The organism is Pseudoalteromonas luteoviolacea NCIMB 1944 (genome assembly GCF_001625565.1).
Lineage (GTDB): Bacteria > Pseudomonadota > Gammaproteobacteria > Enterobacterales > Alteromonadaceae > Pseudoalteromonas > Pseudoalteromonas luteoviolacea_F.
This window is the reverse complement of sequence record NZ_AUXS01000048.1, coordinates 22,441-45,712: the sequence shown is the minus strand read 5'-3', so window position 1 is coordinate 45,712 and position 23,272 is coordinate 22,441. Positions and strand designations below refer to the sequence as shown.

The window sequence follows — 23,272 nt, the reverse complement described above, 5'->3', positions numbered from 1 at the left end:
CTACATCCTTTCCCTAATCTCTCTCTCAATATCTTCCTTACTCATTCTATCTCTTTCAATAAGCGGGAAGATGATCTGAATCTTGGTACCTTTGCGCGACGACTTAAGCTTAAACTTGGTTTTGTATGATTTAGCTACATCGCTCATCTTGTATAGGCCTTCGCCGAAGTGGAGGCGAGAACGTAGCGGTATACCAATGCCGTCGTCTTCAATATGAACCTCAATTTTTGCTCTGTGCCTGTGAATGAACACGTTTACTTGGCTTCCTTCACTGTAACGGATCGCGTTTTGAAGGCCGTGATACACAACAGCATAAATGTCTTGCTCTAATTGCGGGTCGAGCTTGATATTGCCAAGCACAACCTCAAAGTTAACTTTTATTTTGGCTTGCAGGCTTGATTGAACTTGCAATAAATCAACACCAGAGGTGAGCTTTTGATCTCCAAGATAAGGGCCGTTGTTAACTATCGGAGCAACCAGCTCAGATATTTTATCTAACTTAACTAAACCCTCAGTAAACATTGTGTCGTCGCCTGAGCTAATAAGCTCTTTTGCTTGCTCATTTAACATGGCAACTTGGCCAACATTGCTACTTTGACGTTTGTATTCGTTTTGTCTGTATACTCGTCTAAACGATTGGATCCAAAAGTAGGTGTAAAACGCAATTGCACCCACAGCTAGTAAGGCAATTGTGAAATAGATACTGAGAGCCTTGGGAGAGTTATACCACTGCGAACGAACTTTAAAGTTGTAGGTTCTTGGCTGACTAACCGTGTTACCCAGTACTTGGCGAAATTGTATTTGATAGCTATTCGGCTCCAAACCATTTAAATGCAGCTCAGCGCTATTGATAGGACGCCAATCACTGCCATTAAACTGATATTCAAAGTGTACGCCTTCATTATTTGCGTATTGAAGGTTTGAAACAGATATCACCATCCATTCGCTGCTTTCTATTTCCAGCTTATCATCTTGAAAGTGAATGCCATTGCTAGTTTCTACAAAGCTCACAACGGGTGGGGCTAACTCGTGCAATTGGGTTTCGACCAGTTCTATAAATGCCTTGTCGCTGATCGCGATAAACTGGTCATCAACAATTCGTAAGCTACCTACGATGAAAGAGTGGTTTTGTGTCTCTCTGATGAGTCGAGTTGCATCATAATCACCGCTAAAAACATGTATACCGTTATTCGTTAACAGATAAAGCTTGTCTTTAGCTTCTACAATTTCTCGGATATGAGATGGAGAGGGCACCTTAGTCCATTCATTGTTAACACTAACTAAAAGCCCGTCACCATATGTGGCCATATACAATTGGCCGTTCAGCTCTGCCGCATCTGTGACTTTATGATCACCCTGGTACAGTTGAGTAACCGCGTTTTCGCCAACAACTTTATCTAGACCAGCCGCCGTACTGATGTATATATCGCTTTCAATTTGGGTAACGTTTAAAACTTCTTTACTGACTAAGACTGAATTGATGGTATTAAAGTTTTCATACTCTAGCTTTGCATTGTAGCCAACCATCGCGTCATCATTTGTTGCCAAATAAAACTTTTCGTCTATAACAGACGAGTTTAAAACGTAACCCGCGTATATCTTGTCTACAGTTTTAAGCTCTGGAGATACTGCAAAAGCGCCAATACTAGTCGATACAATTAGCTTTCCAGCAAAATACGAAAACGCTGTGACCTCAAACTCTTTACCTTCACCAATGGCATTATTTAGCCAAGTAATAGGCTCGTCATTTGAATAAACGCCTTTTGTACTGCCAATCCACCAGCTTTTACCTACGCGTTCTATCAGGTTATATGCGGAACCAAGTCTAAGAGGTGTTGTACGGCTATTTCCTTCGACCACACCAAACTCATTAATGTTTAGTCCCCAAAGCTGCTGGCGTTTGTCTGCAAAAAGCGAGAGGTAAGACTTACTTGTCGAACTGATATCAGCTCTGGTCTGTTCCAAGGTAGACAGCGCAACCTCATTTACTGTGTCTCGATCCGTATAATAAAGAAAGTAGGGAGGCACATAAGTTAAGTTGTTCGCGTTCTCTATTTTATCGTTAACGATTGTTGTGTCTTGTAGATGTGAATAATAGCCCAAGTGATCATTAGCAAAATAAACGGCACCATGCGGAGTGACTTCTAGGTTACCCCTGTTAACTTGCTTTGGTACTACGTTCTCGATGTCGACTTTTTTAAAATGATATAAACCATCATTGGCCAGCGCATAAACACTTTCATAACCAGTATCAATATCTAAGATATGTTCTTTGCCAGATAACCTAACTGAAAACGCGCCTGTCACTAAGTTGTACTCAGTGATTCGATTGCGCTCTTGCGCAAATAAAGAGCTTTGAGTGATTTCAATGTTAGTTGCAGAAGTTTCAGCAAATTTTTCTGATTTAAGCGTTTTTAAATCAATAGACCAAACTTGCCCAGACGTATACAAAACATAGGCAATATCGGTTTTGCTGATCTCAATATCGTTTGCTAATCCCTTAGGTAAATTAGAGAACTCACTTAAGTTTAAAATGTGCTGCCCGTCATATCTCAACAACCCTTTGTGAGACGGGAAATAAATATAGTTATCGCTGTCTTGAGCAACACTACTTAAATGCTCTAAATCCAACGCGCAGGCTAAGCTACTTTGCATTGCTAGCGCTGCAATTATTGTCCTTGCTGGTAACATCGCTAAGAATTCCTTCCTGCTTAGGGGCGAACTGTCACCCCATAAATGCGTTACTGAACCTGTTGAGAATTATGGTTTCTTACACCGCAACCAGCCAATACTACGGGTATTTCCGGTTTAGATTCTGATGCTTGGTCCAACTTATTTGTTTCACTAATACTAACACGCGATAAAAAATTGTTAAGTTTATTTATATTTTTCGACTGCCAGTTAATATCTTGATCTCTTGGTGCGAGGATAAATAGGTAAGTTGGTTTGCGTGGGTCGGAGGCGTTTTGTTTAGTTTGCCATGTATCCATTACTGCTTGGCCAGCGGCTTCGCCGTATAGGTGGGTGTATGCAGCGGCGATTAATTTTGCGCCGGAATCGCTCATTACCATAACAGCAGTGTTTTGATAATCGCTACCACAGTCAAACGACACATCCACATTGAGTGTGCTGCCATCTGGTAGTAACAAGTCGGTATTCATGTGCTGAACACGAGCTCTGTCTGGTAGTGGCTCAAGAGCGAGAGAAGGGGCTGACAGCAATCCAAGCGCGAGCATTGCTGTAGCAAGTTTTGTTTTAATCATAATTTATCCTTTAAAAGGCCATATAGAGCGCTCCCTCCGCAATGGTTTTAACCATGACTTCGTTAAAGTTATGCTCAAATGTTTTTTCAATTAACATTGGCCTTAACTTTTTACGGATCAGAAGTTCGCGCTCTGCATCCAAGTTTTTCGAGTAAAGTAAATCATCTATTATCTGTTCAACAAGGGCGATTGCAGCTAACGCATCTTCAGCACTGTTTCTGCTTACGTCTTCACTCTTTGTTGGTTTTTCTTCCGTAGAGCTACTGTCAGATGTTTGGTCTACATCAATTCCAAACACCTCATCCAAGGAAATTTTGTAGTTAACACATGCATTAACTATTGGACCATAGGGTAACGTACCTTTCTTTCTGGCCATAGCAACGCCACTGTGGGACAACCCTAACTTTTCAGAAAGTGCTCGATTACTTTTCACGCTTAGTTGTTCTCGTAAGCGCTCAATCACAAGATCAATCTCTGACTCTGAGATACTATCGATAACCATAGTTTACAGTCAATACCTTTAAAAAATAAAAAACAAAATAACTTTCCAGTTGACAGTAAGAATATTTATCACTAGCTTAATAAACGAACACTGACAAATATAGTTACCAACATTAATTTACAACACAGGTAAATCTAACATGACTTACACAACAATGTCATATGAAGACATAAAGAAAGAACTATCAAACAAAGACATACAGATTGAAGATATCGCAAAAGCAAAGCGAGTCTCAAACTCACACGTCGCTAACGTTGCAAGAGGCGCGGTTCAATCTTTCGTCATCGCCGAAGCAATATGCTTAGCATTAAACAAGAAACGAACAGAAGTCTTCGGTAACAAATACCTTACGAAGCCAAAACGCGGTCCAAAAGATCGGACCCAAAGGCGGAATCAAATCATTGAAGCAATCCAAGCGGGCCAGCCTGTGCCTGACCCAAGCATGAACCCATAGAACCACCAAGTCTAGGTTAATTTAAGGAGATTTTTACCATGTCTGAGAATCAAGAATCCATGAACATTTTAGAGAGCGAGATACCGCCTGATTGCGAAATACTCCACCATTTTAGCCAATGCGTTAATGCTTGTATGCGCAGGTGTGGGTTTACCCGCAATGGCCTTGCCCAACGCATGAACGCGGCACTTAAGGTAGACATTGTTGAAGTAGACGAGGCTAAACTTAATAAGTGGTTTGCTCCAAGCCAACCCACATCAATGCCAATTCAATACCTACCAGCTTTATGTTGGGCCATTAAAAGTGTTGAACCTGCCAACATATTGCTTATGCCTCTTATGTACAGCGCCTCAGACGAACGCGCTAAAAAACTGCAAGAAGCCTCAGAATGTGAGGTCCAAATACGCGAACTAAATGATAAGCGCGAATCCATTCTCGAAGCAGTCAAAATCAATACCTAATTTCGGAGCTTAAACCATGCCTATCAAAGACCAAGATCTGCCTGAATTTCGGAGTTGTTATGAGTTCTGACTTAGTTTGTCCTGAATCTGCTGAAGAGATCGAATACCAAATAGGTCAGCTTGAATCTGTTTTGTATGTCGAGTTACCAGCGACCATTGATGAATGCATGGATCAAGTGGCTTTCCTAGCAAATAGACAATTTACAGACGCCGCAAAAATGGGCGTGTTATTGCTTTGGTTGAAGTCGCAAACAGAACATGGGCGTTTTAATTCTCTATTACATGAGAAAAGCATTCATAGACGAACGGCTAGCAGGGCCATGGCTATAGCAAAAATGCTAAAAGCTTTGCCCAAAAGCAAAGTGGACAAATTGTCCATTTTGAATTTGAACACTCATCAACTTAACGAACTTACCAAAGTACCAATCGAAACGCTTAAAGAGCTAGACGACGAAGACTACGAAGTGCTGGCCGAGACATCAGGTAACGCCATAAAGCAACAAGTGGCCGATTTGATAAAAGAGCGTGACGAATTACAGGTAACTGCGGCGCGGGCCATTAATGACTTGGAACATGAAAAACTACGTAAAGTGCCACAAGTACGTTTTGACATGCATGTGTTTATTAGTGAGATACGCAAAGACGCCATTTGTAATACCGAGCTACTAAACGAAGCGCTTGTTAGCACCATCACGCAAATTAGTCAGCTGTGTGATAACCGTCAATTGGATTTGGACTCGCGTGTAAGTGCTGCGCAAGTATTGCATCACACCTGGGCGGCAATCTACAGCCAAATTGGTACAGCGCTTGAGCGTTTAAGTGGCGAGTTTGCTGGGCATATTGAAGGCATTGAACACCTACCGAAGTTTACAAAAGCTGAGTGGCAATACGTTGAAACAGAACGTAACCGGCTGCTCGAACAATTTTTAGTAGAAAAGCAAAGCAAGGAGATCAAGTAATGCATCCTGCTGTAATTAGATTTAACAATTTACCTGCGGTTGTGAGCCAAAGTGCATGGTCACAGGCCAGCGACAAAGCACGCAAAACGGCACAAAACCGTACCGCATTGGTTAAATACTGGATTGCAAGTGGCTTAAGTGTAGATAAAGCAAGGGCTGCACTTGTTGAATCACTCAATAATGGGCTAGTAACACCTGCCATACACCAAGCCGTTCGTGAGCTTGGCAAAGTACCAACACGTGCAACGGCCTTTAATTGGGTCAATGCCTATAGACAACAAGGTGTTGAAGGGCTACTGCCACAACACAAAGGCCGAACGCCCGCGCAGCCTAAATGGGCAGCTAAAGCGCTGGAGCTATACCACTGTATTAACTCACCCAGCTTCGCATTGGTTGCTGAAGACTTAAAAAAGCTCGGTTTTGATGCAACGGCAAGCCAAGTTAGACGTTTTATAAACTCTATGCCGCACGAACTTGGCCCGCAAAGCCCATACCGTATGGGCGCAAAGCTTTATCGTGAAAAGCACAAAGACTTTATTATTCGCTCCACTAAGCATATTGCCCCTGGCTTTATTTATAACGGCGACGGCCACCAAGTAGATGTATATGTGGCACACCCAAAAACAGGTAAAGCATGGCGCTTTGAGCTAACGGCATTTCAAGATGTGGCGAGCCGCTGCATTGTTGGCTGGGAGATTAGCGAGTCTGAAAATGCCATCGCCACCATGACGGCGTTAACCCGCTCAATTAAAACCCATCAGCATATTCCAAGCATGTTGTATGTCGATAACGGCAGTGGCTATAGGTCAAAAATGATGTCTGATAAGTGCTGTGGTGTTTATGCGCAGTTTGATATTGAGGTCATTTTTGCCATACCCGGAAATGCCCGTGCTAAGTGGATTGAGCGCTTTTTTAAACATATGGAAGAGCACGTTGGCAAGCGCTTTAAAAGCTACTGCGGCCCAGACCATAACGAGCGCGAAAAGCTTAAGCTGCTTAACGATGTGAAAAAAGGCAAGCGAGAGCTGCCATCTTTAGACCAGTGGATAACGGAGTTTAAAGCGTTTTTAGAGCATTACCACAACAGCCCACACCCGGAGATAAAGGGTAAAACCCGCATGCAAGTATGGGAAGAGGGGCTTATTCAAGAGCAGCCTGCCATTACGGATTTTGTGGTACTGCCAAGGACCAAAGTGAAAGTAGCCCGTGGCCAAATAAAGTTACATAAGCGCGTGTATACCGCTGACTACTTATTTCAATTTAACGGTAAAGAGCTGGTTGCAGGCTATGACTTGCACGACGACACCTACCTTGTGCTGTATGAGCAATCTGGCGAGTTCATTATGAACTGCCGCATTAAGCACAAGGTTGAGGCGTTGCCTACTAGCCGAATTGAAGAAGCCGACCTTAATCGGCTTAAAGGCCAAGAAAAGCGCATTCAAAACCAGCTTTCTGAAAAGCGTGCAAGAGCTGACCAAAAACGTGTGATTGACGTAGACGCCGTTGAAGAACTGGCCGCAGATGTACAAGCCATTCCTGAAATTGAACCTGAAGTATTAAACATGGACCTCTCAGATTTTGAGGTTGAACACGTTGCCCCCGTTACTAACGAATACCCATTAGATTTAGGAGACATTCATGAATAAGTTCACCAACCATTACAGCGACGAGCAACAAGTTCAAGTAAAGCTCATTAACGAAGAAATTGAGTTTTATGCCTTAGGGCCAGAGGACTATTGCTTAGGTTATGACTTAAACCAAGTAAATTCAGTACTGAATGGCGAGTCACCAACAAACCCTAAAAAGCTACTAGATGTAATGTGGGCACACTTTTTTGGTGACTTTGACCCCAAAGAGTTTGGCAGCGAGAGTGGCTTTGCGGACTGCTATAACGCCAATGATAAGTTGATTGTAGCGCGCATTAAAAAGCGCATGACCGATGAAGACATTGCAAACCAAGGGGTAAACAGCACTTACATTGCCAAAAAGATTAATAAGTCACCTTCGACGGTTAGCCAGCTACTCTCTGGTAAGTATGCGGCGAGCCCAACCAAGTACTTGCATGACATATATGCCATTGTTGCCCCCGCTGGCGACGACGCCGCAGCCGACAATGAGTGTGATGATAGACCTGTTATTACCATTCGATACGGCGAAGTGCCATTTGTATCAACCAGCGTTGCGAAGATGATTAATATGGCGTGTGAACACGCAAGAGCGAGGCGTCGTTTTGCGGTTGTGGCAGGCCAAGCGGGTATTGGTAAAAGCAAAGGGCTAGAGCGCTACTGCGAAGAAAACGCACAAGCGATTTTGATTGTGGGCAGTGAGCAAACGACCAGCAAGCAAGTAATTGAGTCTTTATGTCGCTCTTTGGGATTACCGAAAAAATCAAGCGTATCGCAGAATATTGAAAACATCATTAGAACCATAGAAAACACCGAGCGCATCATCCTGTTAGATGAAGCCGACAAGTGTAAACCTAGCGCGTTAGACCCACTTAGAACCATTTCAGATGCTGCAAAAGTTGGTGTGTGTTTGATTGGCAATATTCAGCTGGTCGATAAGCTGCAAACTAACGAACGCTATGAGCTTATCTCTTCTCGTGTGTGTTTTTGGCCAAAACCCATTGGTGAAGTACCCGTAGAAGACATCAAAAACCTATTCAATGAATTAACTCAGGGCACTGTGCCGCTTGAATCAAACGACGAGCAGTGGTGGCAGTGGTTGCATAAAAGGGTAGAGGGAAATTCAAGGCTCCTAGTCGAAAACCTGCTCCCTCATATCCTGAGTCACAGCCGGAAAAACCCAAACAAAAAGTTAGACAAGCTCTTGGTGAACTCGATCTTCGCCAATGTACTGAATCAACAAGCTGTATAAAGCAACGAGCCTAGCTGCAACTGGGCTCATAAATTAAGGAAAACACCATGTTAAGAGTAAAGATATATCACAATACCTTTGGCGGTCATTTTGTACTAAATGACACGCTAACCGACCAACACATGCTGAATGTTTTAGCCATGCAAGACCCAAGCGGGTCCATATTAGATGGCGCAAACGGCAATGTACCAGCGGCGTTTTGTATTTTCCTTGGGCAGAGGTTATACGAGTGCAAGCAAATAGCCAAGGTTAATTTAGAGGTAAGTTTTACCAAGGAATTTACCAACCGTTTTGGGCACATAGCGACTTTATGTGTTGATAACTCCAAACCGTGGGACTTTGAACTAGAAGAGTTTGTGGTATTTCCAGAACACCGAGTAGAACGCGTGGAGGATGCAGCATGAACCCGATGATAAAAGCAATTAAAGCAGCGCAAAGGGCGGCAGGCATTGATCAGGTATGCCATGTAAAAAACGTTAAACAGATAAGCGGTGGTCTCACAAATAGTTGTACTGGCCTTAATAAGAACCAACAAAAGGCATTATTATGGCGATATCGGAATATGGCTGAAATGCCAAAGCAATTGAGGTTGATTTATAGCCTCTGGAGTCAATTGGCCAGTGCTGGGAAAGTCGAAGATGATTCAAAACAGGCATGTGATGTGTTTTGTGAGAAGTTTTGTGACGGTAAGCGCCTATATAATGCCGAAGGTCACTGGCAAGCAGTGATAGAGATTTTAAAGCAATGGCTACATCGTAAGGAGACGAATCATGCCTAGAGGTGAACCAATCCTAATTAACCCAGACAGACCGCTTTACGAAGAGGCCCAGTACGATAACTTACCGCCAAATATTAAGCGTATTGGCAAGCTTAGGACCAAATGGGATGAAACAAGAGAAATGCAGGCCGCATCAAATGAGTTCAGCATTGAGCAGTTGTTAGAGGAATTAGACGATGGCTGAGCATGAATTGGATGCATCTTTGCTGCCACACGGTTTGCGGTTGTTTGTGGAAGTTATGGGGCTGGATGACGCAGTAAACGCCTTAAGTGAAGAGCAGGGCAACTTGTTTTTTATTCCCGATACGCCAACGCCTAATCACGAATTTTGTAAGCGGTTTAGCGTTGATATGGCAAGGGCGTTATCTAACCATGCAGGTAGTACTTACCAAATACCAAAGTTGGACAAGATTTTAATCCAGCTAAGAAACATTAAGATTAGACAGGAGCTCAAGCAGGGCGCTTCAGTCCAAAATTTAGTAAGACGCTATAAGTTGACCAGACAAATGATCAACATAATAGTGACCTCCGAAGCCGACGGCGCACCGATTTTAGTTGGCGATGCGCACAAGCAAATGGAGTTGAAGTTGTAGGTTTGTGATCAGCCTTCGTTGTTAGGTGTGGGGGCTGGCCTAAAAATACGAGAAATCAGTTTCAATTAGGATATATCTATAGATACACCAGGTAATTTATTTGAATAGTAGTAAACGCCATCACCATACTTATATTGCTTGTGGTAAGATGCCAACTCTTCAGAATCACTGTCAAATAGAACAAAGTTAAACGAATCCTGTGCTATTAAGTCCCCTTGGTCGCCAAGTACTTTTAATTGAACTTCATATTCAGCTGGTTCCCACTTAAAACTCCGTTCAAAAATGTTAATTAAAGATTGAACATCTTCCGGCTTTGCTTCATGCAGTTTTTCAGACCCGAGGCTTTGGGCTTGTATATGGTCTCTAACAGCCGACTCTAATTTTCTATATTCTGTTTGCTTTTTTCTTGACCAATCTTCATAGAAAAAGACTGAGTGTCTCCATGACTCTCCGACATTGATACTAAATGGAGTAAGTAGCGTGCTATTTGTATCACTTGACTCTTTAAAATAACCTTTTCCAACAAGCTTAAAAGACTCCCTTTTGTCTTTGACAACATTTAACTCAATAGACTTAACATTTATAGTTCTTCCTCCTTCATTTTGGAGTATTAAAAATATACCCATGGTTGGTGAGCCAATGCGGTGACTCAAAGTTATCAACCCATGCTTTTCTACCGTTAACATCTTCTTTTTAAAAAAAACACGCAACGGTGGTATTTGCGATAAGATTATAGCGATTATAGATGTTACAGCGGTCCAAAATTGCCAGTCTAAGTATGTTGGTTTTGGCTCCATAGAAATAATCCTTTTAACTCATGTAGAAATACTAAAAAATCTAGCTATAAAGTAATTAAACGTTTTACAAAATACAAGGAATTAACTATATATGCCAAAAAACAGCCCTTTACAAAAGCATTCAGCGAATTATGATAATGCAAAGACCATTTTTTGTACAAAGCTTAATAGCCAGTAAAACATTTTACACCTAATTTCCCACCTCTAATCATGCGGTTAGTACTTACCAAAGACAAAAGTTGGACAAGATTTTAATCCAGCTAAGAAACATCAAGATAAGACAGAAGTTTAAGCAGGGCGCTTCAGTCCAAGATTTGGTTCGCCGCTATAAGTTGACCAGACAAATGATCAACTTAATAGTGACCTCCGAAGCCAATGGCGCACCGATATTAGTAGTAGATGCGCATAAGCAAATGGAGTTGAAGTTGTAGGTTTGTTGGATGTCAGTTTTCGTACTATGCAGTGAAAACTGACTGTTTAGCTCCCTTTGGGTAGGCTTTTACCTAGGCCTAACCCCCCAATAAAAGTAATAACCGCAAAAATAATTTTCTCTCCAAGGTCATCTTTTCCAGTAAACAATGCAAATAATGCGATAGCTAGTATCAAAAATGCTATCCCGAAAAAGTAATTTAAACCCCGACCTATCAACTTAGCTTGAATTTCAGCACGCTTCGTAGCCTCAGCAGCAACTAACTGCTGGCCTTGTATGTAGGGGGTTAGAAACCCTTCAACTAATTTACCAACATCGTTTAACTCTACAGTTTCTCCGTTGTCTACAACAGTTGATTTCGAATGGGTATCAACCAAATCTACTTTATTCTCACTCAAATTAAATCTTCCTTAAAAAATTTTGTTTTATTTTTAGATAAGCTAGATGAACTATACCAAAACATCACTTGCGCGACCAACGGTAGTAGCAAGCTAATATCAGGAAGTAATTATTCTTAACCTATAGCATTTAAAGGGGTAATATATCTATAAATTTGATTTTCAAAGGATATAAAATGAAAAAAGCAATTATGGCTATTTTGATCACAGCTTCTGTAACTTGTCATGCTGAGGAAGTAAAAAAAGCAATTGACCCGTTTGACTTAACAGCCTCATCTTCGAAGGTAAAAGAGCTTGGTTTAATCACACAACCAGAGGTAGATGCCTTAGAAGAAAAAGCCAAAAATTTATTCTCATCAGGGAATTGTGATAAGGCAATCCCTGTTCTCATTGAGTACTCTAAAAAAGCGAATTGGCTTGCAAACATGATTTCTGCAACTCTAGATCCATACTATGGAGCACGCTATGACGACAAGAAAAAATTTCCTTATTCAAAACTGAAACCTCTCATACCTCTTGAGACATTAGCAAATGAATACAAACAAAAAAGAAACATTGCATTTGCTATGCAAGGCGAGTGTCTAATGAAAGTAGGTGATAATGAAAAAGCGATACCACTCTTGCTGAAGGCTTTAGATTTATTTGGCATTGAAAATGAGGTATGGTGGAAACGGACAAGAGAAAATTTACTAAATGTAATAAACGTTAGTTCTCCTAAATAGGCCTCAATAAAGATTGAGCAGCATTACTACGATCAGGTGTAAAACATTTTACACCTAATTTCCCACTCCTAATTTGCCAGACTAGCCACGTGATCAACCACATGTGGAAATGGCATGGAAAAACTAAAACAACAACTCATTGGCCATGAAGGATACGAGCATAAAGTCTATGTTTGCCCTGGCGGCTACCAATCGATAGGCGTTGGCAGAAACCTTGAGCAAAGAGGCCTGACTGACGACGAAATCAATTACCTACTCAATAACGATATTGCTTATTTTACTGCCCAAGTTGAAAAGCACATCGACACCTCAAAATGTAATCCCGCTCGCAAAGCCGTACTTATCAACATGGCCTTTAACCTTGGCATTCATGGCTTGTTAGCTTTCAAAAAGACACTTGCTGCCGTAGAGCAAGGAAACTGGGATAAAGCAGCAATTGAAATGTTCGATAGCCGCTGGGCAGTGCAAGTGGGAGAACGCGCTGACCAATTGGCTGAGCAGATGAAAACAGGGGAATGGTATGACGCCTGAACAAGAGAATCAGCTGTTCCAATCAATTGGCCAAATTCAAGCGACGCAAACATCTATTTTGAATGAAGTCAGACAGATAAAAACAGACGTCAATGCACGAGTAGATAAGCTTGAAGTGAGAGTCGAAAAAGCCGAAAAGCAGCTCACAAATACGCGCTTGAAAATAGCAGGCGCGAGTGGCTTAACAGGTGTGGCCGCAGCTATTACATCAGAGCTGATGAAGCTAGGAGGCGGTTAATGGCTCATGGTGATGAAGTGATGACTGCTGTCCGTGATAGCTATGTAAACGGGCTTTTGAATCTGACCCTCTCAGCTAGAAAGCATGAAGTACCAGAAAGCACTGCAAGACGATGGAAGCTTGATGCGAAAGCCTGTGGTGATTGCTGGGATTTAGCCCGAGCTGCCGCTAGAAAAGCAACGGGACCGGCAGGCGAATTTACTGAAATGTTTATTCAGGAGTTCTCGCTTGAAGTAAGTTCGGCACTTGAAGCCCTGAAAGAAAAGGGCGATGACATGCCGTTGGCTGAGCGGGCAAAGGTGCTCAAGCAGCTAAAGGACATGTATACCTCGGTCATCGACTTAGCGGGCGGTGATAAGAAAATCGGAAAGTTAGCCGTTGCAGCCACCGTCATTAAAGAGTTTGGTCAGTACATCACACATCATCATAGTGAACATACTGAGACCTTTGTAAAAATCATTGATGGTTTTGGGCCATACATAGCTAGGAAGTTGGAAGAGTAATGGCCAAAGATATCAATTCAAAAGACTTTTTGAAGGAAGTCGAAGAACTTACCTCGTCACTAAGACGAGACATAGAAGCAAAACACCGTGATATTGACCCTAGCCCAAAAGCGATCAAAGAGCGTCGAAAACGCGTATTGAGTGGCGACTTTGAGTACTTTGTCTATACGTATTTCCCGCACCATATGTGGTTGGATGAAGGCCAAAAGCCAAGTGAATTCCAACAATACTTCATGGATTGGTTTCCTGAAGCCATTGCGTTAGAAAACGGTTGGAAAAACTGGTTTGTAGCGCCCCGAGGCGAAGGAAAATCAACGCTTGGCGTTAAACTCGCACCTGTTTATGTAGCCGTATTGGCGCTACTTCAAGACGAGGCAGTATGCAACGAACTGGGCCTTATAAAACCTGAGCTCTTTATAGATTACGCCATTTTGTTTGGCGCTGAAGCCAAAATGCCAGCTAAAACACTAGAGGTGGTTAAAACCGAACTGCTAAACAATGGTAACTTAATGCTCGACTTTCCAGAGGTTTGCCAAACATCTCCGGTTTGGAAAATTGGTGAGTTTGTTACTGCGCAAGGCGTTCGCTTTGAAAGCCGTGGTGCTGATCAGTCTGTTAGGGGTGCATTCCATGGGGCCAGCCGTCCCAAATTATTGTTAGCCGATGACATCATCACCGATAAAGAAGCACGCTCAGCAACAGAAAGGGATAGCCGCTGGGCATTCCTTGAAGCCGCTGTACAGTACCTTGGCCCACCAGATGGTTCGGTTAAATTCTTAGGCGTTAACACCGTACTTAATAGCGACGACCCCATCTCACGTGCAGAGCATGCACCTGGTCATTTAGTGCATAGGTTTAAGGCCATTTCACAGTTCCCAGAAAGAATGGATTTATGGGAGCAATGCCGTGAGCTCATGCTTTATAAAGACAAAGAATTTGAGAAAAAAGCGGCAGCCAAAGGCCGAGCTGTTTCCAAGGAAGAAAAGCCCAGCTTTAGGTTTTGGATTAAGAACAAAAGGCAAATGTCTAAGGCTGCTAAAACCAGCTGGCCGAGTGTGCGTAGTTTGTATGACTTGATGGTGATGTGGGCATCGAACAAACGTGAGTTTAACCGTGAGATGCAAGGTATTGCCAAGTCAGACGAAGAACAGATCTTTTATCGGTTTGAGACTTGGATTAACCGCTTAAACCTGTGGACACCCTATGGCGCATGCGACCCAAGCATGGGCAAAACAGCCAGCGCTGACCCCAGTGCTTTGCTCGTCGGTTTTTGGGCCAAAGAGTTAGGTCAATTACACCTTGAATACGAAAGCCGCAAGGTACGCGGCCCCAGCCGACTTTTAAAGGATTTGATAAAGCTGCAGCTTGAGTACAACTGTTTGGTTTGGGGCTTTGAAAACAATAACGCCTTTGATTTTATGCGCCAAACCTACATCAAAGACGCTTTAGACCAAGGCGTTGCATTACCGCTTAGAGGTATTACGGCGACTGTGCCACAAGAAGAACGCATCGAGGGGTTAGAACCCTTTGTGATCAACGAACCTGCTCAAATCCTTTTCCATACTCGACGCACACGATTACTTATGGATGAGCTAGAAAACTGGCCAGAGAAACAAAGCAATCATCACTATGACCTCAGTTGTGCACTCACCATTTTATGGATGATATCCAGCACAGGCGCGGGTGGTATTCCAAAGGTGAGAAGCCGAAAAGTGACCAAACCAATAGGGGGCTATCATGTCTAAACCCCACCTTTCATACAAAGGCTATCGCGCATTACAAAAAGCCTTTTCGATGAGTAAAACCGATCCTGCTTTATGGGCCATGATGCGTGAGCTGCCCAACCCAGATCCAATACTTCGCAAAGCAGGTAAAAGCTCACTGATATATGACGAAATAGCCCGTGATGCCCATGTAATTGGTGAATTACGTAGTTTGCGCTCTGGTATGTTCGCATTCAATGCGGAATTGGTGCCAGGCGGCAATGACGAATCGAGTATGAAAAGTTTCGAGATTGCAAAAGCGCTCATGGCCTCTAGCCCCGCCAAAAATACACAGTGGATGGACATTGATTGGCACAACTACAGTGCGATTTTACATGGGTTTGCAGTAACGCATTTAGGCAAATTCGAAAAAAGCGATAATGCCTGGATACCTAGCACCATAGAGCAATGGCCAGCAGGGCGCTTTGCTTTTAATTCAGATCACGAACTCCTTGTAAAAACCCGCCAAAACCCAGAAGGCGAGCCCATAAATGAAGACCGTTGGACGTGTGTTAGGCATATGCCAGAGGCTAAAAACCCGTATGGTATTGCACTACTCAGTAGCTGTTTTTGGCCTTGGATGTTTAAGCACGGCGGCTTTAAGTTTTTCGTGCAGTTATGCGAGCGATTTGGTGTGCCATTCCCTGTGGGCAAATATCCAATTGGCACGCAGGATAAGGAAATAGGCGAATTGCTAGAAGGCCTAGCTAAGTTGATCACTGAAGGTATTGCAGTCATCCCAGATGACGCCAGCTTAGAGATTATAGAAAGCAAAATGTCTGGCGAACCAGTCCAGTTGCAGCTTATCAATTTATGTAACTCAGAAATGAGTAAAGCGCTGACTTCCCAAACACTCGCCACAGAGCAAAAAGCCGGTGCGCGTGCAGCCAGTGAGACTCATGCTAAACGCGCAGGTGAAAACCAACGGGCTGATAGGGCGCTTGTATCTGGTTATCGAAACCAACTATTAGAAACCATCCATAGAGTGAATTTCGACGGTGGTGAAGCACCCAAATATGTCTGGCGTGACAAGAAAGAAGTTAACCTCGAAACCGTTAACGTTATTCGTGAATCAGCCCGAATGGTGCCTGTTTCAAAGGATTATGTGTACAAGACTTTGGGTATTCCAGAGCCCCAACAAGGCGAAGAACTGTTAGAAATAAAAGACGATGGCCAAGGCATCGCGACCCCATCAAAACAGGAGTTTTCAAGTGACCAACAGGGTACTGATATCGCTGTTTTTAACGAGTTTGACCAGGCAACAGATGCCGAAATTAAGAAGATTTATGAGTTTGCTAAACAAGCAAACAACCTAGACGAACTAAAACAAAACATCCTTGATGAGTTCCCAAATATATCTAATTCAGCCTTGGCAGAGGTTGCTGTAAAGGCGTTTGAATTAGAGGTTTTAGAAGGAATGGACGAGGCAAATCAACAGGAGATTTAACCATATGAATGCGATACCTGAAGGCTTTTTAAAAGATGGTAAAGGCAACTTAGTAGCACTTACGAACGTGAAGCAAACTGACCTGATAAAGGACGAATATGTCAAAAAAGCGATAGAACTTGCAGAGAAACAACAACGCGAACTCGCTGAATTTAAGCAGCAACAAATGGATGAAGCTGACGACTTTTTAGACCTGTTAGCACAAGAGCATGGCGTAAATTTAGGCGGTAAAAAAGGCAATTTAACACTGCGATCTTTTGACCATTCGTTGTCAGTAAAAATACAAATTCAGGAGCGTATCGAGCTTGGTCCAGAGCTACAAATAGCCAAAGAATTGATAGATGAATGCATTAGTGATTGGACCGAAGGTGGCAATCAAAACATCAAAGCGATCGTCAATAAAGTGTTCTCAACTGACAAGCAAGGCACGATTAATCCGCAGCGTATTTTGAGTCTTCGCAAGCTTGAAATTGATGATGAAACAGGCAAATGGCAAAAGGCCATGGACATCATTGCCGAGTCTGTAAACACCATTGATAGCTGTCGATTTATCCGGTTTTACAAGCGAGATGAGCAGGGCGCTGATCAGGCAATTTCCCTTGATATAGCCAAACTCTAATATGTCCGATATCCCTTCCAAATATGGCCAACTCGTAAAGTTCGACGAGGCCATTTCAAATCTAAAATCAAAAGTTCAAATACCAACTGAGTCTTACAAAGATTTACTTGGTCACATACATGCAAGAGCGTTTACCGTTGCCGGAGCTACCAAAACTGAATTGTTAGATGACTTATATAAAGCTGTACTTGCTGCAATTGAAAATGGTGAGACGATCACTGATTTTAGAGCGCGCTTTGATAAAACCGTTGCTAAACATGGTTGGTCATACAATGGAAAACGCGGTTGGCGAACTCAAGTAATTTATCAAAACAATAAAAACACCGCGCGTGCAGCTGGGCGATGGCAACAGCAAGAAAGGATAAAACATCGTAGGCCATATCTTTTATATTTAACTGCAGGTGACTCGCGAGTAAGACCGCAACATAGCGCGTGGAACTACATACTTTTACCAATTGAACATAATTTTTGGCACACACATTATCCGCCGAACGGTTGGAACTGTAGATGTAAAGTCGTGAGCATGAGTGACGCTGACATCAAACGAATGGGAATAACTGTTACGCCAGATTCAGCACTTAAGAATTATCAAAAGCCATTTACCGAAGTTGATCCAAAAACAGGTGAAGAGCTAGAACGATTGCCGGGTATAGATTTAGGTTGGGATTACAATCCTGGTCTTGCATGGTTAGGAGCCGATAAGGCAACGGGCCAAATGCTTGCGAAACTCGATCACCCAATTCGAGAAGTGGCCACGCCAATTTTTAATGCCGCTATAAATGAAGGCAAAGATTATTTTAAATCTCAGGTTTCAACAGTTGCTGCAAAGCACGCATTAGGAAAACCAGAGTCAGGCACGAAATTGACGCTAGGGCACTTGCATCCGAATTTATTCAAATCAGTTTTAGATGTTGCGCCCGAAACCAAAAGCACATTGGTAGTTATCGATGAAGCAATGCTAAAAACAGCGATTCAAATTATCGGGTTTGAACAAACGACCGAGTTAATGAAGTTGGTCCAAGCTCAAACTAATTCGGCATTTAACCAAAGCGTTTTGCAATTTGTAGCAAACGGAATTCAGATCACAATTCAAATCGATCCAGATATGAATCGAGTTGTTGAAGTTAAGCTTGTTGATGTTTAAACCGTATTTAAAGCGGGTTTAAAGTCTGTTTAAAGTGCATTTAAACGTTTTTAAAAATGGCGATTTTTAGTCTAATTCTAAACGTATTGTGAGCAGGAATGAGCGCAAAATGATATGGAATGAGCGGGTTTTGTCTAAAAACAAATGTATTTTTTGATTTTGTTTATTCGGCTCGAAAATTTCAGAGGTCCAGTATTTACGGGGCTTTCAGAGGAATCGAAAGTGGAATTTCAGAGTTTGGTTAAATCTAGAAATGAACGACCCCTTACAGCAGCACTTGGTTCAGAAGGTAGTATTTCTTTGATTGTTGGTAACCAAGCTCTAACGACAGTAAAAATAGATTTTCAATGCGGGTATGCACAAAGTAATTTTGCAAAAGCGTCTGTCTCAGACAATTCTTTAGACGTCATCATCAAAGCTGGGTCTGGTGACGACGGGTTTGAAGATATGGAAACTGCCAACCCTGGTTCTGTGCCTAGTGGCGGACATCCGTTGTATGTAACGTGGGAAGTGACAGAAAAATAAGAGAGAACTTTAGAAATCTTAATATGTCCGATACCGTCTAGTATTGGACATACCTTGGATTTGGCGTTCACAGCGCCACAAAAGCAGAGGTGTTATCTTTGATATTTAGATACAAATCCTATTTAACATAACGTAAATTATGGGATATATTTAATGATTGTTATACCTTGGGCAGTTGATAATACCGTACCTCTTACTTCGTAATTATCTGTATAAATTCAATAGCTTGAAAGTCAATCCATTAACGACATTGAGTGTTAACTCTTCCTGATTTTTATAATTTACCTGATTCTCTATATGATAGATAACATGAGTACTTTTTCACATTAAGTACGGTATCTTTGTAAATAAACTAATTGCTTCAAGGCTATTGGTGTACTCAGCTACTCTGTATTGATGTGAACGTGAGATACCTCTTCTAGATATTTTACCAACTTACTTCTCAATTAACCTAAGCGTAGCTCATCTTGAAATATGGAAATCTCGTGTTATACCTACATGGTTGTTAACTAAACAGCAAGGAAACCGTTATGGACTATTCAAAAGTTTCTAAAGATCAAGCTATCAAACTTCGGCAACTCAATAATCGTATTGAGTTGGCCAACATACCTTCATCTTCACTAGATGAATCACTCAATGTGGCAACATGGAACATTCGAGATTTTGGTAAATCGCGTCGTTCAGATGACGGGATTTTGTTCATCGCCCAAATTCTCTACCAATTCGACTTGATAGCAATCACTGAGGTTAGAGATGATTTAACTGATTTTAAGCGAGTTTTAAATTTACTTGGCCCCAATTGGAAATTTGTAATCAATGACTGGCAACCTGATAGAGCTGGAAATCGAGAGCGTGTAGCTTTCTTATACGATGAACGAATGGTAAATTTTACCGGTTTGGCTGCTGAAGCAGCACCAGCTAGAAAAAAAATTGATGGCGACTATTATACAAACCAAAGTTGGTGGCGCTCCCCTTACTTTGCGAGTTTTTCAGCCGGTCAATTTGATTTTATCTTAATGGCCATGCATGCTCGTTGGGGAACTACCGAAGGCAGAATCGACGAATTAAATGGGTTTGGAAACTGGATAAAAAAACGATGGGAAGACAATGAGGATAAAGTATTTGATAAAGATTTAATTGTAGTTGGCGATTTCAATATTCCTTCTAATGACGATCGTTTTTATCAAGCTTTGACAGTCGAAAGTAAATTGAAAATGCCCGACAACTTAAAAGGAATAAATGATACTGCAGCAGCTCAAGGGACACCTAAAAATTATGACCAAATTTTACATCGCTGTGATCAAGTGAGCTTTTCAGGTAGAGGTGGCGTAATTGATTTTTCTAAGGACCAATTCATGGAAACAGTCTTATTTCCTGAGTTAACTTTCAAAGAGGCAACATTTCAACTCAGCGACCACTTTCCTCTTTGGTTACAGATAAAAACAAATAATGATCAAGTTAGGCTCGATAATATTATCGGTAGCGACGTTTAGAGTTTAAAGCGTACAAACCATATTTCTTTTGATTGGCTGATATCGCCCCTACCCTGAGATCTCAGCCAACCTATGAACTGAAAAGCTAATGACTAGATTTAGTCAAAATAATTTTGCCGCTTGTGTGTTTTTAAGTAGAAGAGACGACGATCAAAATCGCTTTACAAGTTTAGATTTAGCCTCGTTGTGGATCTATTTCTACCACTTTGTTCTAGATGGATTTAATAAACGATTCAATTTAACATAATTTAAAGCACTCTAATAACGAGTGCTTTTATTTGAAACCAGATTAATGTAATGCGGCACTAAATGGAATACTTTCACATATTTGTGCTTCTGCTATCAATATCTCTTCCAGTCTCGCATCGATTATATCTTTATCGAAATATTCATAACCTAATTCAACAAACAAGTTTTTATGTTTTTCTTCTGACTTGGCAATCGCAACATAGAAGTCTTTATCTTTACCTTCAGGCAATGCCTGCGCAACCAAAGAAAATCGTTCATGTCCTCTGGCTTCAATAACAGCAGCAACAAGTAATCTATCAATTAAAAACTCATCGCTACCTTGTCGAAATAAAGAGCGCATCTTTTTGATGTAAGGATCTTGTTTATCATTTCCAAGTGCTAAGCCTCGTTCATTTATAAGTTTAAGCACTTGTTTAAAGTGAATCATTTCCTCTATCGCTAGGTCAGCCATCGCTTTTACAAGCTTAGTTCTATCAGGGTAATGCCCTAGCATTGACATGGCCATTCCTGAGGCTTTTTTCTCTGCGGCTGCATGATCCTGTAAAAATGTTACAAAATCATCCATTACTTTGTGTGTCCACTCGAATGGAGTGTGATACTTCAATTCAAACATAGGTATTTCTATCTCACTTACTACAACTGCTATGTAAAGCAGAACTTTATTAATTATTTAATATCGGACATTATTACTTACAAAAATCGTATAAGCTGACGTCTTTATCAACTTTACCAACTCTTGTTGACTCAATCTTTAGTGGATGTTTAATATCATTCCAAGCAGTTACTTTTCCCTTTTTATTTAAATGAGGAATATTTGCCATTGGCACAGACATAAACCGTGAAAATGTTTCACAGGACACAGGATCAGACAAGTTTATTGAAATATGTTCTACATTTGAATCTTCGAAAAATGTATAAACTTTCTTTTTATGTCTGTTGTAGCTCTCGATTAAGTATTCATCACAATGAATTTTCCCTTCAGATAGCTCTGGGAAAACGTCGAAATAGCAACGTTTTAGAGTATCGTTAAAGCCGCCACTTTGGTTTGTTAATTTAGGCAACATTCTCAGTAACAAGCGACGAATGGAAGGGACCCATAGCTCATGTTCACGCTCCAAATAGATGTATTTGGCGTCAGGAAACTTCTCATGAAGCTGTTTGTAATCATTAAAGACTGGGGTGTCTGCAATAAATTCAGCGGTTTTCAACGTGTGCTGGGTATATGCCGTATGTGCCGTTTTAAGCCCAATATCCAGACTCGCGACACATAGGCTCGTCGTTCCGGTCCTGGGTAGACCTAAAACGAAAAATTTCTTGTTCATATTATGTATAAATATGCGTTCATTAACGCCATTCCAATCAAAGATAAGAATGTACAGCCCATACCGACGACTCTCATTTTTATATTAGCTTTGGCTAAGGCCTGCGCATGTAAAACTCTTCCAGCTAAAAATAGCGCAGCAAAAGGGAGCAATATTGCTTCGCTTATCAATTGGTATTCAAGTATAAAAATTAAAATAACGGCAAGTGGTGTGTACTCAATAAAATTTGCATGTGCTCTAATACGGGCCTGCAAATCTTTATGCCCAGCATCACCTAAGCCTACCTGGTGACCCTTCCTCAATTTTATAACATCGAGGCTGAGCTTGATATAGAAAAGTGTACAAATTGCAGCAAACAATCCGCTGAACATAATAAAGTCCCCTATTCCTTTTTATACCAGACAGTATACGTTGTTTTTAAGGGACTTTAAAAGTGTAGTTTAATCAATGTAATAAACAGCGTAAACTTCAGCTGTAAGCTTGGTATCCCCGGTGCTATATGCATCTTGCAAGCTCATAGATTCTGCAGCCATTACTTTACCTCTTGCATAAGGTTGAGTAGGCGTATTCATCGGTGAAAAAGACACTGAGTATAGTCCCCCAACTTTCACACCAAACCCTTCTGCCAGCTCTCGTGCACCCAGTTGTGCTTGCTTAATAGCTGTTTGGTTGAGTTCTTTCATGATTTCGGCTTTGTCCTCTACAACAAACTGAGTATTGTTGAACTGGTTGATACCACTATCAACAAATGCCTGTAGTAACTCCGGATATCTATCGATGTTTTTTAGCTTCAACGTTATGTTTCTCGAAACTTTAAAGCCAGTAAACTCTTCCTCATTTGTACTTCTATTGTACCTTGTTTGCTTGTATACGTTCAGTTGCTCCGCATGAATATGATTGCTTTTAACACCAAAGCTCTTTGCTATATTTAACGCTTTGGCGACAACACGATCGACATTTGATTTTGCGTCTTTAAGGTTTTTGCTTTTTTCGTTTATCGCTACATTGATAATTGCAGTATCCGGCTGTACCGAAACTTCCGAATAGCCTTTCACATATAAATGGGGAGTATTCGGAATACTTCCCGCAGCAGCAGAAGTGCTTAATAAAACTGAGAAAACAGCTGTGAGTAAACGCATAAACTCTCCAAAATTCCTGAATCTGATGTTGGTAACGGGCTTATTGAACCATATTAAAATTAATC

The 23,272-nt window shown here is 41.5% G+C and carries 29 protein-coding genes; 20 read left to right on the top strand and 9 right to left on the bottom strand.

All coding sequences use genetic code 11. The features are described from left to right. Genes N483_RS18580 through N483_RS18570 form a run of 3 tightly spaced genes read right to left on the bottom strand, consistent with a single transcriptional unit; the run spans window position 1 to window position 3,765 of the window. Entirely contained in the window at window positions 1-2,691 is a 2,691-nt protein-coding gene (locus N483_RS18580) for an ATP-binding protein (RefSeq protein WP_023397577.1), read from the bottom strand. Window positions 2,692-2,741: 50 nt separating this feature from the next. Beyond that, entirely contained in the window at window positions 2,742-3,263 is a 522-nt protein-coding gene (locus tag N483_RS18575) for a hypothetical protein (protein ID WP_023397576.1), read from the bottom strand. Between the two features lie 10 nt (window positions 3,264-3,273). After that, window positions 3,274-3,765, bottom strand: coding sequence for a peptidase (locus N483_RS18570; RefSeq protein WP_023397575.1), 492 nt, complete (start codon window positions 3,763-3,765; stop codon window positions 3,274-3,276). A gap of 139 nt (window positions 3,766-3,904) precedes the next feature. Between N483_RS18570 and N483_RS18565 the strand changes: the two genes are divergently transcribed. Genes N483_RS18565 through N483_RS18525 form a run of 9 tightly spaced genes read left to right on the top strand, consistent with a single transcriptional unit; the run spans window position 3,905 to window position 9,887 of the window. After that, entirely contained in the window at window positions 3,905-4,219 is a 315-nt protein-coding gene (locus N483_RS18565; RefSeq protein WP_023397574.1) for a hypothetical protein, read from the top strand. Window positions 4,220-4,257: 38 nt separating this feature from the next. Then, the gene (locus tag N483_RS18560; protein ID WP_023397573.1) at window positions 4,258-4,680 is read left to right on the top strand and encodes a hypothetical protein; all 423 of its coding nucleotides are present in this window, start codon (window positions 4,258-4,260) and stop codon (window positions 4,678-4,680) included. 59 nt (window positions 4,681-4,739) lie between these two features. Further along, the gene (locus tag N483_RS18555; protein WP_023397572.1) at window positions 4,740-5,639 is read left to right on the top strand and encodes a hypothetical protein; all 900 of its coding nucleotides are present in this window, start codon (window positions 4,740-4,742) and stop codon (window positions 5,637-5,639) included. After that, window positions 5,639-7,285 (top strand): Mu transposase C-terminal domain-containing protein, encoded by a 1,647-nt coding sequence (locus N483_RS18550; protein ID WP_023397571.1) that lies wholly within the window; start codon window positions 5,639-5,641, stop codon window positions 7,283-7,285. The genes N483_RS18555 and N483_RS18550 overlap by 1 nt, the downstream gene beginning before the upstream one ends. Further along, window positions 7,278-8,516 carry an AAA family ATPase gene (locus N483_RS18545; protein WP_023397570.1) on the top strand — a complete coding sequence of 413 codons (1,239 nt, stop codon included), beginning with the start codon at window positions 7,278-7,280 and terminating at the stop codon, window positions 8,514-8,516. The genes N483_RS18550 and N483_RS18545 overlap by 8 nt, the downstream gene beginning before the upstream one ends. A gap of 47 nt (window positions 8,517-8,563) precedes the next feature. Beyond that, a complete protein-coding gene (locus tag N483_RS18540; RefSeq protein WP_023397569.1) occupies window positions 8,564-8,920 on the top strand; it encodes a hypothetical protein in 357 nt (118 codons plus the stop codon). Beyond that, window positions 8,917-9,294 (top strand): phage protein GemA/Gp16 family protein, encoded by a 378-nt coding sequence (locus N483_RS18535; protein WP_023397568.1) that lies wholly within the window; start codon window positions 8,917-8,919, stop codon window positions 9,292-9,294. The genes N483_RS18540 and N483_RS18535 overlap by 4 nt, the downstream gene beginning before the upstream one ends. Beyond that, the gene (locus N483_RS18530; protein WP_023397567.1) at window positions 9,287-9,478 is read left to right on the top strand and encodes a hypothetical protein; all 192 of its coding nucleotides are present in this window, start codon (window positions 9,287-9,289) and stop codon (window positions 9,476-9,478) included. The genes N483_RS18535 and N483_RS18530 overlap by 8 nt, the downstream gene beginning before the upstream one ends. After that, a complete protein-coding gene (locus N483_RS18525) occupies window positions 9,471-9,887 on the top strand; it encodes a Mor transcription activator family protein (RefSeq protein ID WP_023397566.1) in 417 nt (138 codons plus the stop codon). Before N483_RS18530 ends, N483_RS18525 begins: the two co-directional genes overlap by 8 nt. Window positions 9,888-9,952: 65 nt before the next feature. Here N483_RS18525 and N483_RS18520 read toward each other — a convergent pair whose 3' ends face one another. Continuing rightward, complete coding sequence (locus N483_RS18520; RefSeq protein ID WP_023397565.1) at window positions 9,953-10,684, bottom strand: hypothetical protein; 732 nt, start codon at window positions 10,682-10,684, stop codon at window positions 9,953-9,955. A 239-nt stretch (window positions 10,685-10,923) separates the two neighbouring features. On the opposite strand from N483_RS18520, the gene N483_RS18515 reads away from it, so the two are divergent. Further along, a complete protein-coding gene (locus N483_RS18515) occupies window positions 10,924-11,115 on the top strand; it encodes a hypothetical protein (protein ID WP_036975019.1) in 192 nt (63 codons plus the stop codon). Window positions 11,116-11,161: 46 nt separating this feature from the next. On the opposite strand, the gene N483_RS18510 is transcribed toward N483_RS18515, so the two are convergent. Continuing rightward, on the bottom strand, window positions 11,162-11,512 hold the full coding sequence (locus N483_RS18510) for a hypothetical protein (protein WP_023397564.1): 351 nt from the start codon (window positions 11,510-11,512) through the stop codon (window positions 11,162-11,164). A 176-nt stretch (window positions 11,513-11,688) separates the two neighbouring features. On the opposite strand from N483_RS18510, the gene N483_RS18505 reads away from it, so the two are divergent. The 10 genes from N483_RS18505 (at window position 11,689) to N483_RS18460 (ending at window position 20,497) form a co-directional block, all read left to right on the top strand. Continuing rightward, window positions 11,689-12,234 carry a hypothetical protein gene (locus N483_RS18505; protein WP_023397563.1) on the top strand — a complete coding sequence of 182 codons (546 nt, stop codon included), beginning with the start codon at window positions 11,689-11,691 and terminating at the stop codon, window positions 12,232-12,234. 114 nt (window positions 12,235-12,348) lie between these two features. Beyond that, on the top strand, window positions 12,349-12,765 hold the full coding sequence (locus N483_RS18500; protein ID WP_023397562.1) for a glycoside hydrolase family protein: 417 nt from the start codon (window positions 12,349-12,351) through the stop codon (window positions 12,763-12,765). Beyond that, on the top strand, window positions 12,755-13,003 hold the full coding sequence (locus N483_RS18495) for a hypothetical protein (RefSeq protein WP_023397561.1): 249 nt from the start codon (window positions 12,755-12,757) through the stop codon (window positions 13,001-13,003). The genes N483_RS18500 and N483_RS18495 overlap by 11 nt, the downstream gene beginning before the upstream one ends. After that, window positions 13,003-13,506: a DUF1804 family protein gene (locus N483_RS18490; RefSeq protein WP_023397560.1), complete on the top strand. Its 504-nt coding sequence runs from the start codon at window positions 13,003-13,005 to the stop codon at window positions 13,504-13,506. Before N483_RS18495 ends, N483_RS18490 begins: the two co-directional genes overlap by 1 nt. After that, window positions 13,506-15,251, top strand: a complete 1,746-nt coding sequence (locus N483_RS18485; RefSeq protein WP_023397559.1) for a hypothetical protein — start codon at window positions 13,506-13,508, stop codon at window positions 15,249-15,251. Before N483_RS18490 ends, N483_RS18485 begins: the two co-directional genes overlap by 1 nt. Further along, entirely contained in the window at window positions 15,244-16,716 is a 1,473-nt protein-coding gene (locus N483_RS18480; RefSeq protein WP_023397558.1) for a phage portal protein family protein, read from the top strand. Before N483_RS18485 ends, N483_RS18480 begins: the two co-directional genes overlap by 8 nt. A 4-nt stretch (window positions 16,717-16,720) precedes the next feature. Next, on the top strand, window positions 16,721-17,335 hold the full coding sequence (locus tag N483_RS18475) for a DUF3164 family protein (RefSeq protein WP_023397557.1): 615 nt from the start codon (window positions 16,721-16,723) through the stop codon (window positions 17,333-17,335). Between the two features lies 1 nt (window position 17,336). Next, a complete protein-coding gene (locus N483_RS18470; RefSeq protein WP_023397556.1) occupies window positions 17,337-18,479 on the top strand; it encodes a phage minor head protein in 1,143 nt (380 codons plus the stop codon). 222 nt (window positions 18,480-18,701) lie between these two features. Further along, window positions 18,702-19,004 carry a hypothetical protein gene (locus N483_RS18465; RefSeq protein WP_155250709.1) on the top strand — a complete coding sequence of 101 codons (303 nt, stop codon included), beginning with the start codon at window positions 18,702-18,704 and terminating at the stop codon, window positions 19,002-19,004. 530 nt (window positions 19,005-19,534) lie between these two features. Next, window positions 19,535-20,497 carry an endonuclease/exonuclease/phosphatase family protein gene (locus tag N483_RS18460; protein ID WP_023397554.1) on the top strand — a complete coding sequence of 321 codons (963 nt, stop codon included), beginning with the start codon at window positions 19,535-19,537 and terminating at the stop codon, window positions 20,495-20,497. A 289-nt stretch (window positions 20,498-20,786) separates the two neighbouring features. Here the strand turns inward: N483_RS18460 and N483_RS18455 are convergent, their stop codons facing one another. The 4 genes from N483_RS18455 to N483_RS18440 all read right to left on the bottom strand — a co-directional run bounded on the left by N483_RS18455 (window position 20,787) and on the right by N483_RS18440 (window position 23,207). Then, window positions 20,787-21,359 (bottom strand): tRNA-(ms[2]io[6]A)-hydroxylase, encoded by a 573-nt coding sequence (locus N483_RS18455; protein ID WP_023397553.1) that lies wholly within the window; start codon window positions 21,357-21,359, stop codon window positions 20,787-20,789. A 73-nt stretch (window positions 21,360-21,432) separates the two neighbouring features. Then, window positions 21,433-22,068, bottom strand: coding sequence for a sulfotransferase (locus N483_RS18450; protein WP_023397552.1), 636 nt, complete (start codon window positions 22,066-22,068; stop codon window positions 21,433-21,435). Then, window positions 22,065-22,439: an MAPEG family protein gene (locus N483_RS18445; RefSeq protein ID WP_023397551.1), complete on the bottom strand. Its 375-nt coding sequence runs from the start codon at window positions 22,437-22,439 to the stop codon at window positions 22,065-22,067. The genes N483_RS18450 and N483_RS18445 overlap by 4 nt, the downstream gene beginning before the upstream one ends. 69 nt (window positions 22,440-22,508) lie before the next feature. Next, window positions 22,509-23,207 carry an SIMPL domain-containing protein gene (locus tag N483_RS18440; protein ID WP_023397550.1) on the bottom strand — a complete coding sequence of 233 codons (699 nt, stop codon included), beginning with the start codon at window positions 23,205-23,207 and terminating at the stop codon, window positions 22,509-22,511. Window positions 23,208-23,272: the final 65 nt, after the last annotated feature.

What these genes read in the sequence shown, in the direction of transcription:
- N483_RS18580 (WP_023397577.1), bottom strand. Translation starts at nt 2,691, where the DNA reads ATGTTACCAGCAAGGACAATAATTGCAGCGCTAGCAATGCAAAGTAGC.
- N483_RS18575 (WP_023397576.1), bottom strand. Translation starts at nt 3,263, where the DNA reads ATGATTAAAACAAAACTTGCTACAGCAATGCTCGCGCTTGGATTGCTG.
- N483_RS18570 (WP_023397575.1), bottom strand. Translation starts at nt 3,765, where the DNA reads ATGGTTATCGATAGTATCTCAGAGTCAGAGATTGATCTTGTGATTGAG.
- N483_RS18565 (WP_023397574.1), top strand. Translation starts at nt 3,905, where the DNA reads ATGACTTACACAACAATGTCATATGAAGACATAAAGAAAGAACTATCA.
- N483_RS18560 (WP_023397573.1), top strand. Translation starts at nt 4,258, where the DNA reads ATGTCTGAGAATCAAGAATCCATGAACATTTTAGAGAGCGAGATACCG.
- N483_RS18555 (WP_023397572.1), top strand. Translation starts at nt 4,740, where the DNA reads ATGAGTTCTGACTTAGTTTGTCCTGAATCTGCTGAAGAGATCGAATAC.
- N483_RS18550 (WP_023397571.1), top strand. Translation starts at nt 5,639, where the DNA reads ATGCATCCTGCTGTAATTAGATTTAACAATTTACCTGCGGTTGTGAGC.
- N483_RS18545 (WP_023397570.1), top strand. Translation starts at nt 7,278, where the DNA reads ATGAATAAGTTCACCAACCATTACAGCGACGAGCAACAAGTTCAAGTA.
- N483_RS18540 (WP_023397569.1), top strand. Translation starts at nt 8,564, where the DNA reads ATGTTAAGAGTAAAGATATATCACAATACCTTTGGCGGTCATTTTGTA.
- N483_RS18535 (WP_023397568.1), top strand. Translation starts at nt 8,917, where the DNA reads ATGAACCCGATGATAAAAGCAATTAAAGCAGCGCAAAGGGCGGCAGGC.
- N483_RS18530 (WP_023397567.1), top strand. Translation starts at nt 9,287, where the DNA reads ATGCCTAGAGGTGAACCAATCCTAATTAACCCAGACAGACCGCTTTAC.
- N483_RS18525 (WP_023397566.1), top strand. Translation starts at nt 9,471, where the DNA reads ATGGCTGAGCATGAATTGGATGCATCTTTGCTGCCACACGGTTTGCGG.
- N483_RS18520 (WP_023397565.1), bottom strand. Translation starts at nt 10,684, where the DNA reads ATGGAGCCAAAACCAACATACTTAGACTGGCAATTTTGGACCGCTGTA.
- N483_RS18505 (WP_023397563.1), top strand. Translation starts at nt 11,689, where the DNA reads ATGAAAAAAGCAATTATGGCTATTTTGATCACAGCTTCTGTAACTTGT.
- N483_RS18500 (WP_023397562.1), top strand. Translation starts at nt 12,349, where the DNA reads ATGGAAAAACTAAAACAACAACTCATTGGCCATGAAGGATACGAGCAT.
- N483_RS18495 (WP_023397561.1), top strand. Translation starts at nt 12,755, where the DNA reads ATGACGCCTGAACAAGAGAATCAGCTGTTCCAATCAATTGGCCAAATT.
- N483_RS18490 (WP_023397560.1), top strand. Translation starts at nt 13,003, where the DNA reads ATGGCTCATGGTGATGAAGTGATGACTGCTGTCCGTGATAGCTATGTA.
- N483_RS18485 (WP_023397559.1), top strand. Translation starts at nt 13,506, where the DNA reads ATGGCCAAAGATATCAATTCAAAAGACTTTTTGAAGGAAGTCGAAGAA.
- N483_RS18480 (WP_023397558.1), top strand. Translation starts at nt 15,244, where the DNA reads ATGTCTAAACCCCACCTTTCATACAAAGGCTATCGCGCATTACAAAAA.
- N483_RS18475 (WP_023397557.1), top strand. Translation starts at nt 16,721, where the DNA reads ATGAATGCGATACCTGAAGGCTTTTTAAAAGATGGTAAAGGCAACTTA.
- N483_RS18470 (WP_023397556.1), top strand. Translation starts at nt 17,337, where the DNA reads ATGTCCGATATCCCTTCCAAATATGGCCAACTCGTAAAGTTCGACGAG.
- N483_RS18460 (WP_023397554.1), top strand. Translation starts at nt 19,535, where the DNA reads ATGGACTATTCAAAAGTTTCTAAAGATCAAGCTATCAAACTTCGGCAA.
- N483_RS18455 (WP_023397553.1), bottom strand. Translation starts at nt 21,359, where the DNA reads ATGTTTGAATTGAAGTATCACACTCCATTCGAGTGGACACACAAAGTA.
- N483_RS18450 (WP_023397552.1), bottom strand. Translation starts at nt 22,068, where the DNA reads ATGAACAAGAAATTTTTCGTTTTAGGTCTACCCAGGACCGGAACGACG.
- N483_RS18445 (WP_023397551.1), bottom strand. Translation starts at nt 22,439, where the DNA reads ATGTTCAGCGGATTGTTTGCTGCAATTTGTACACTTTTCTATATCAAG.
- N483_RS18440 (WP_023397550.1), bottom strand. Translation starts at nt 23,207, where the DNA reads ATGCGTTTACTCACAGCTGTTTTCTCAGTTTTATTAAGCACTTCTGCT.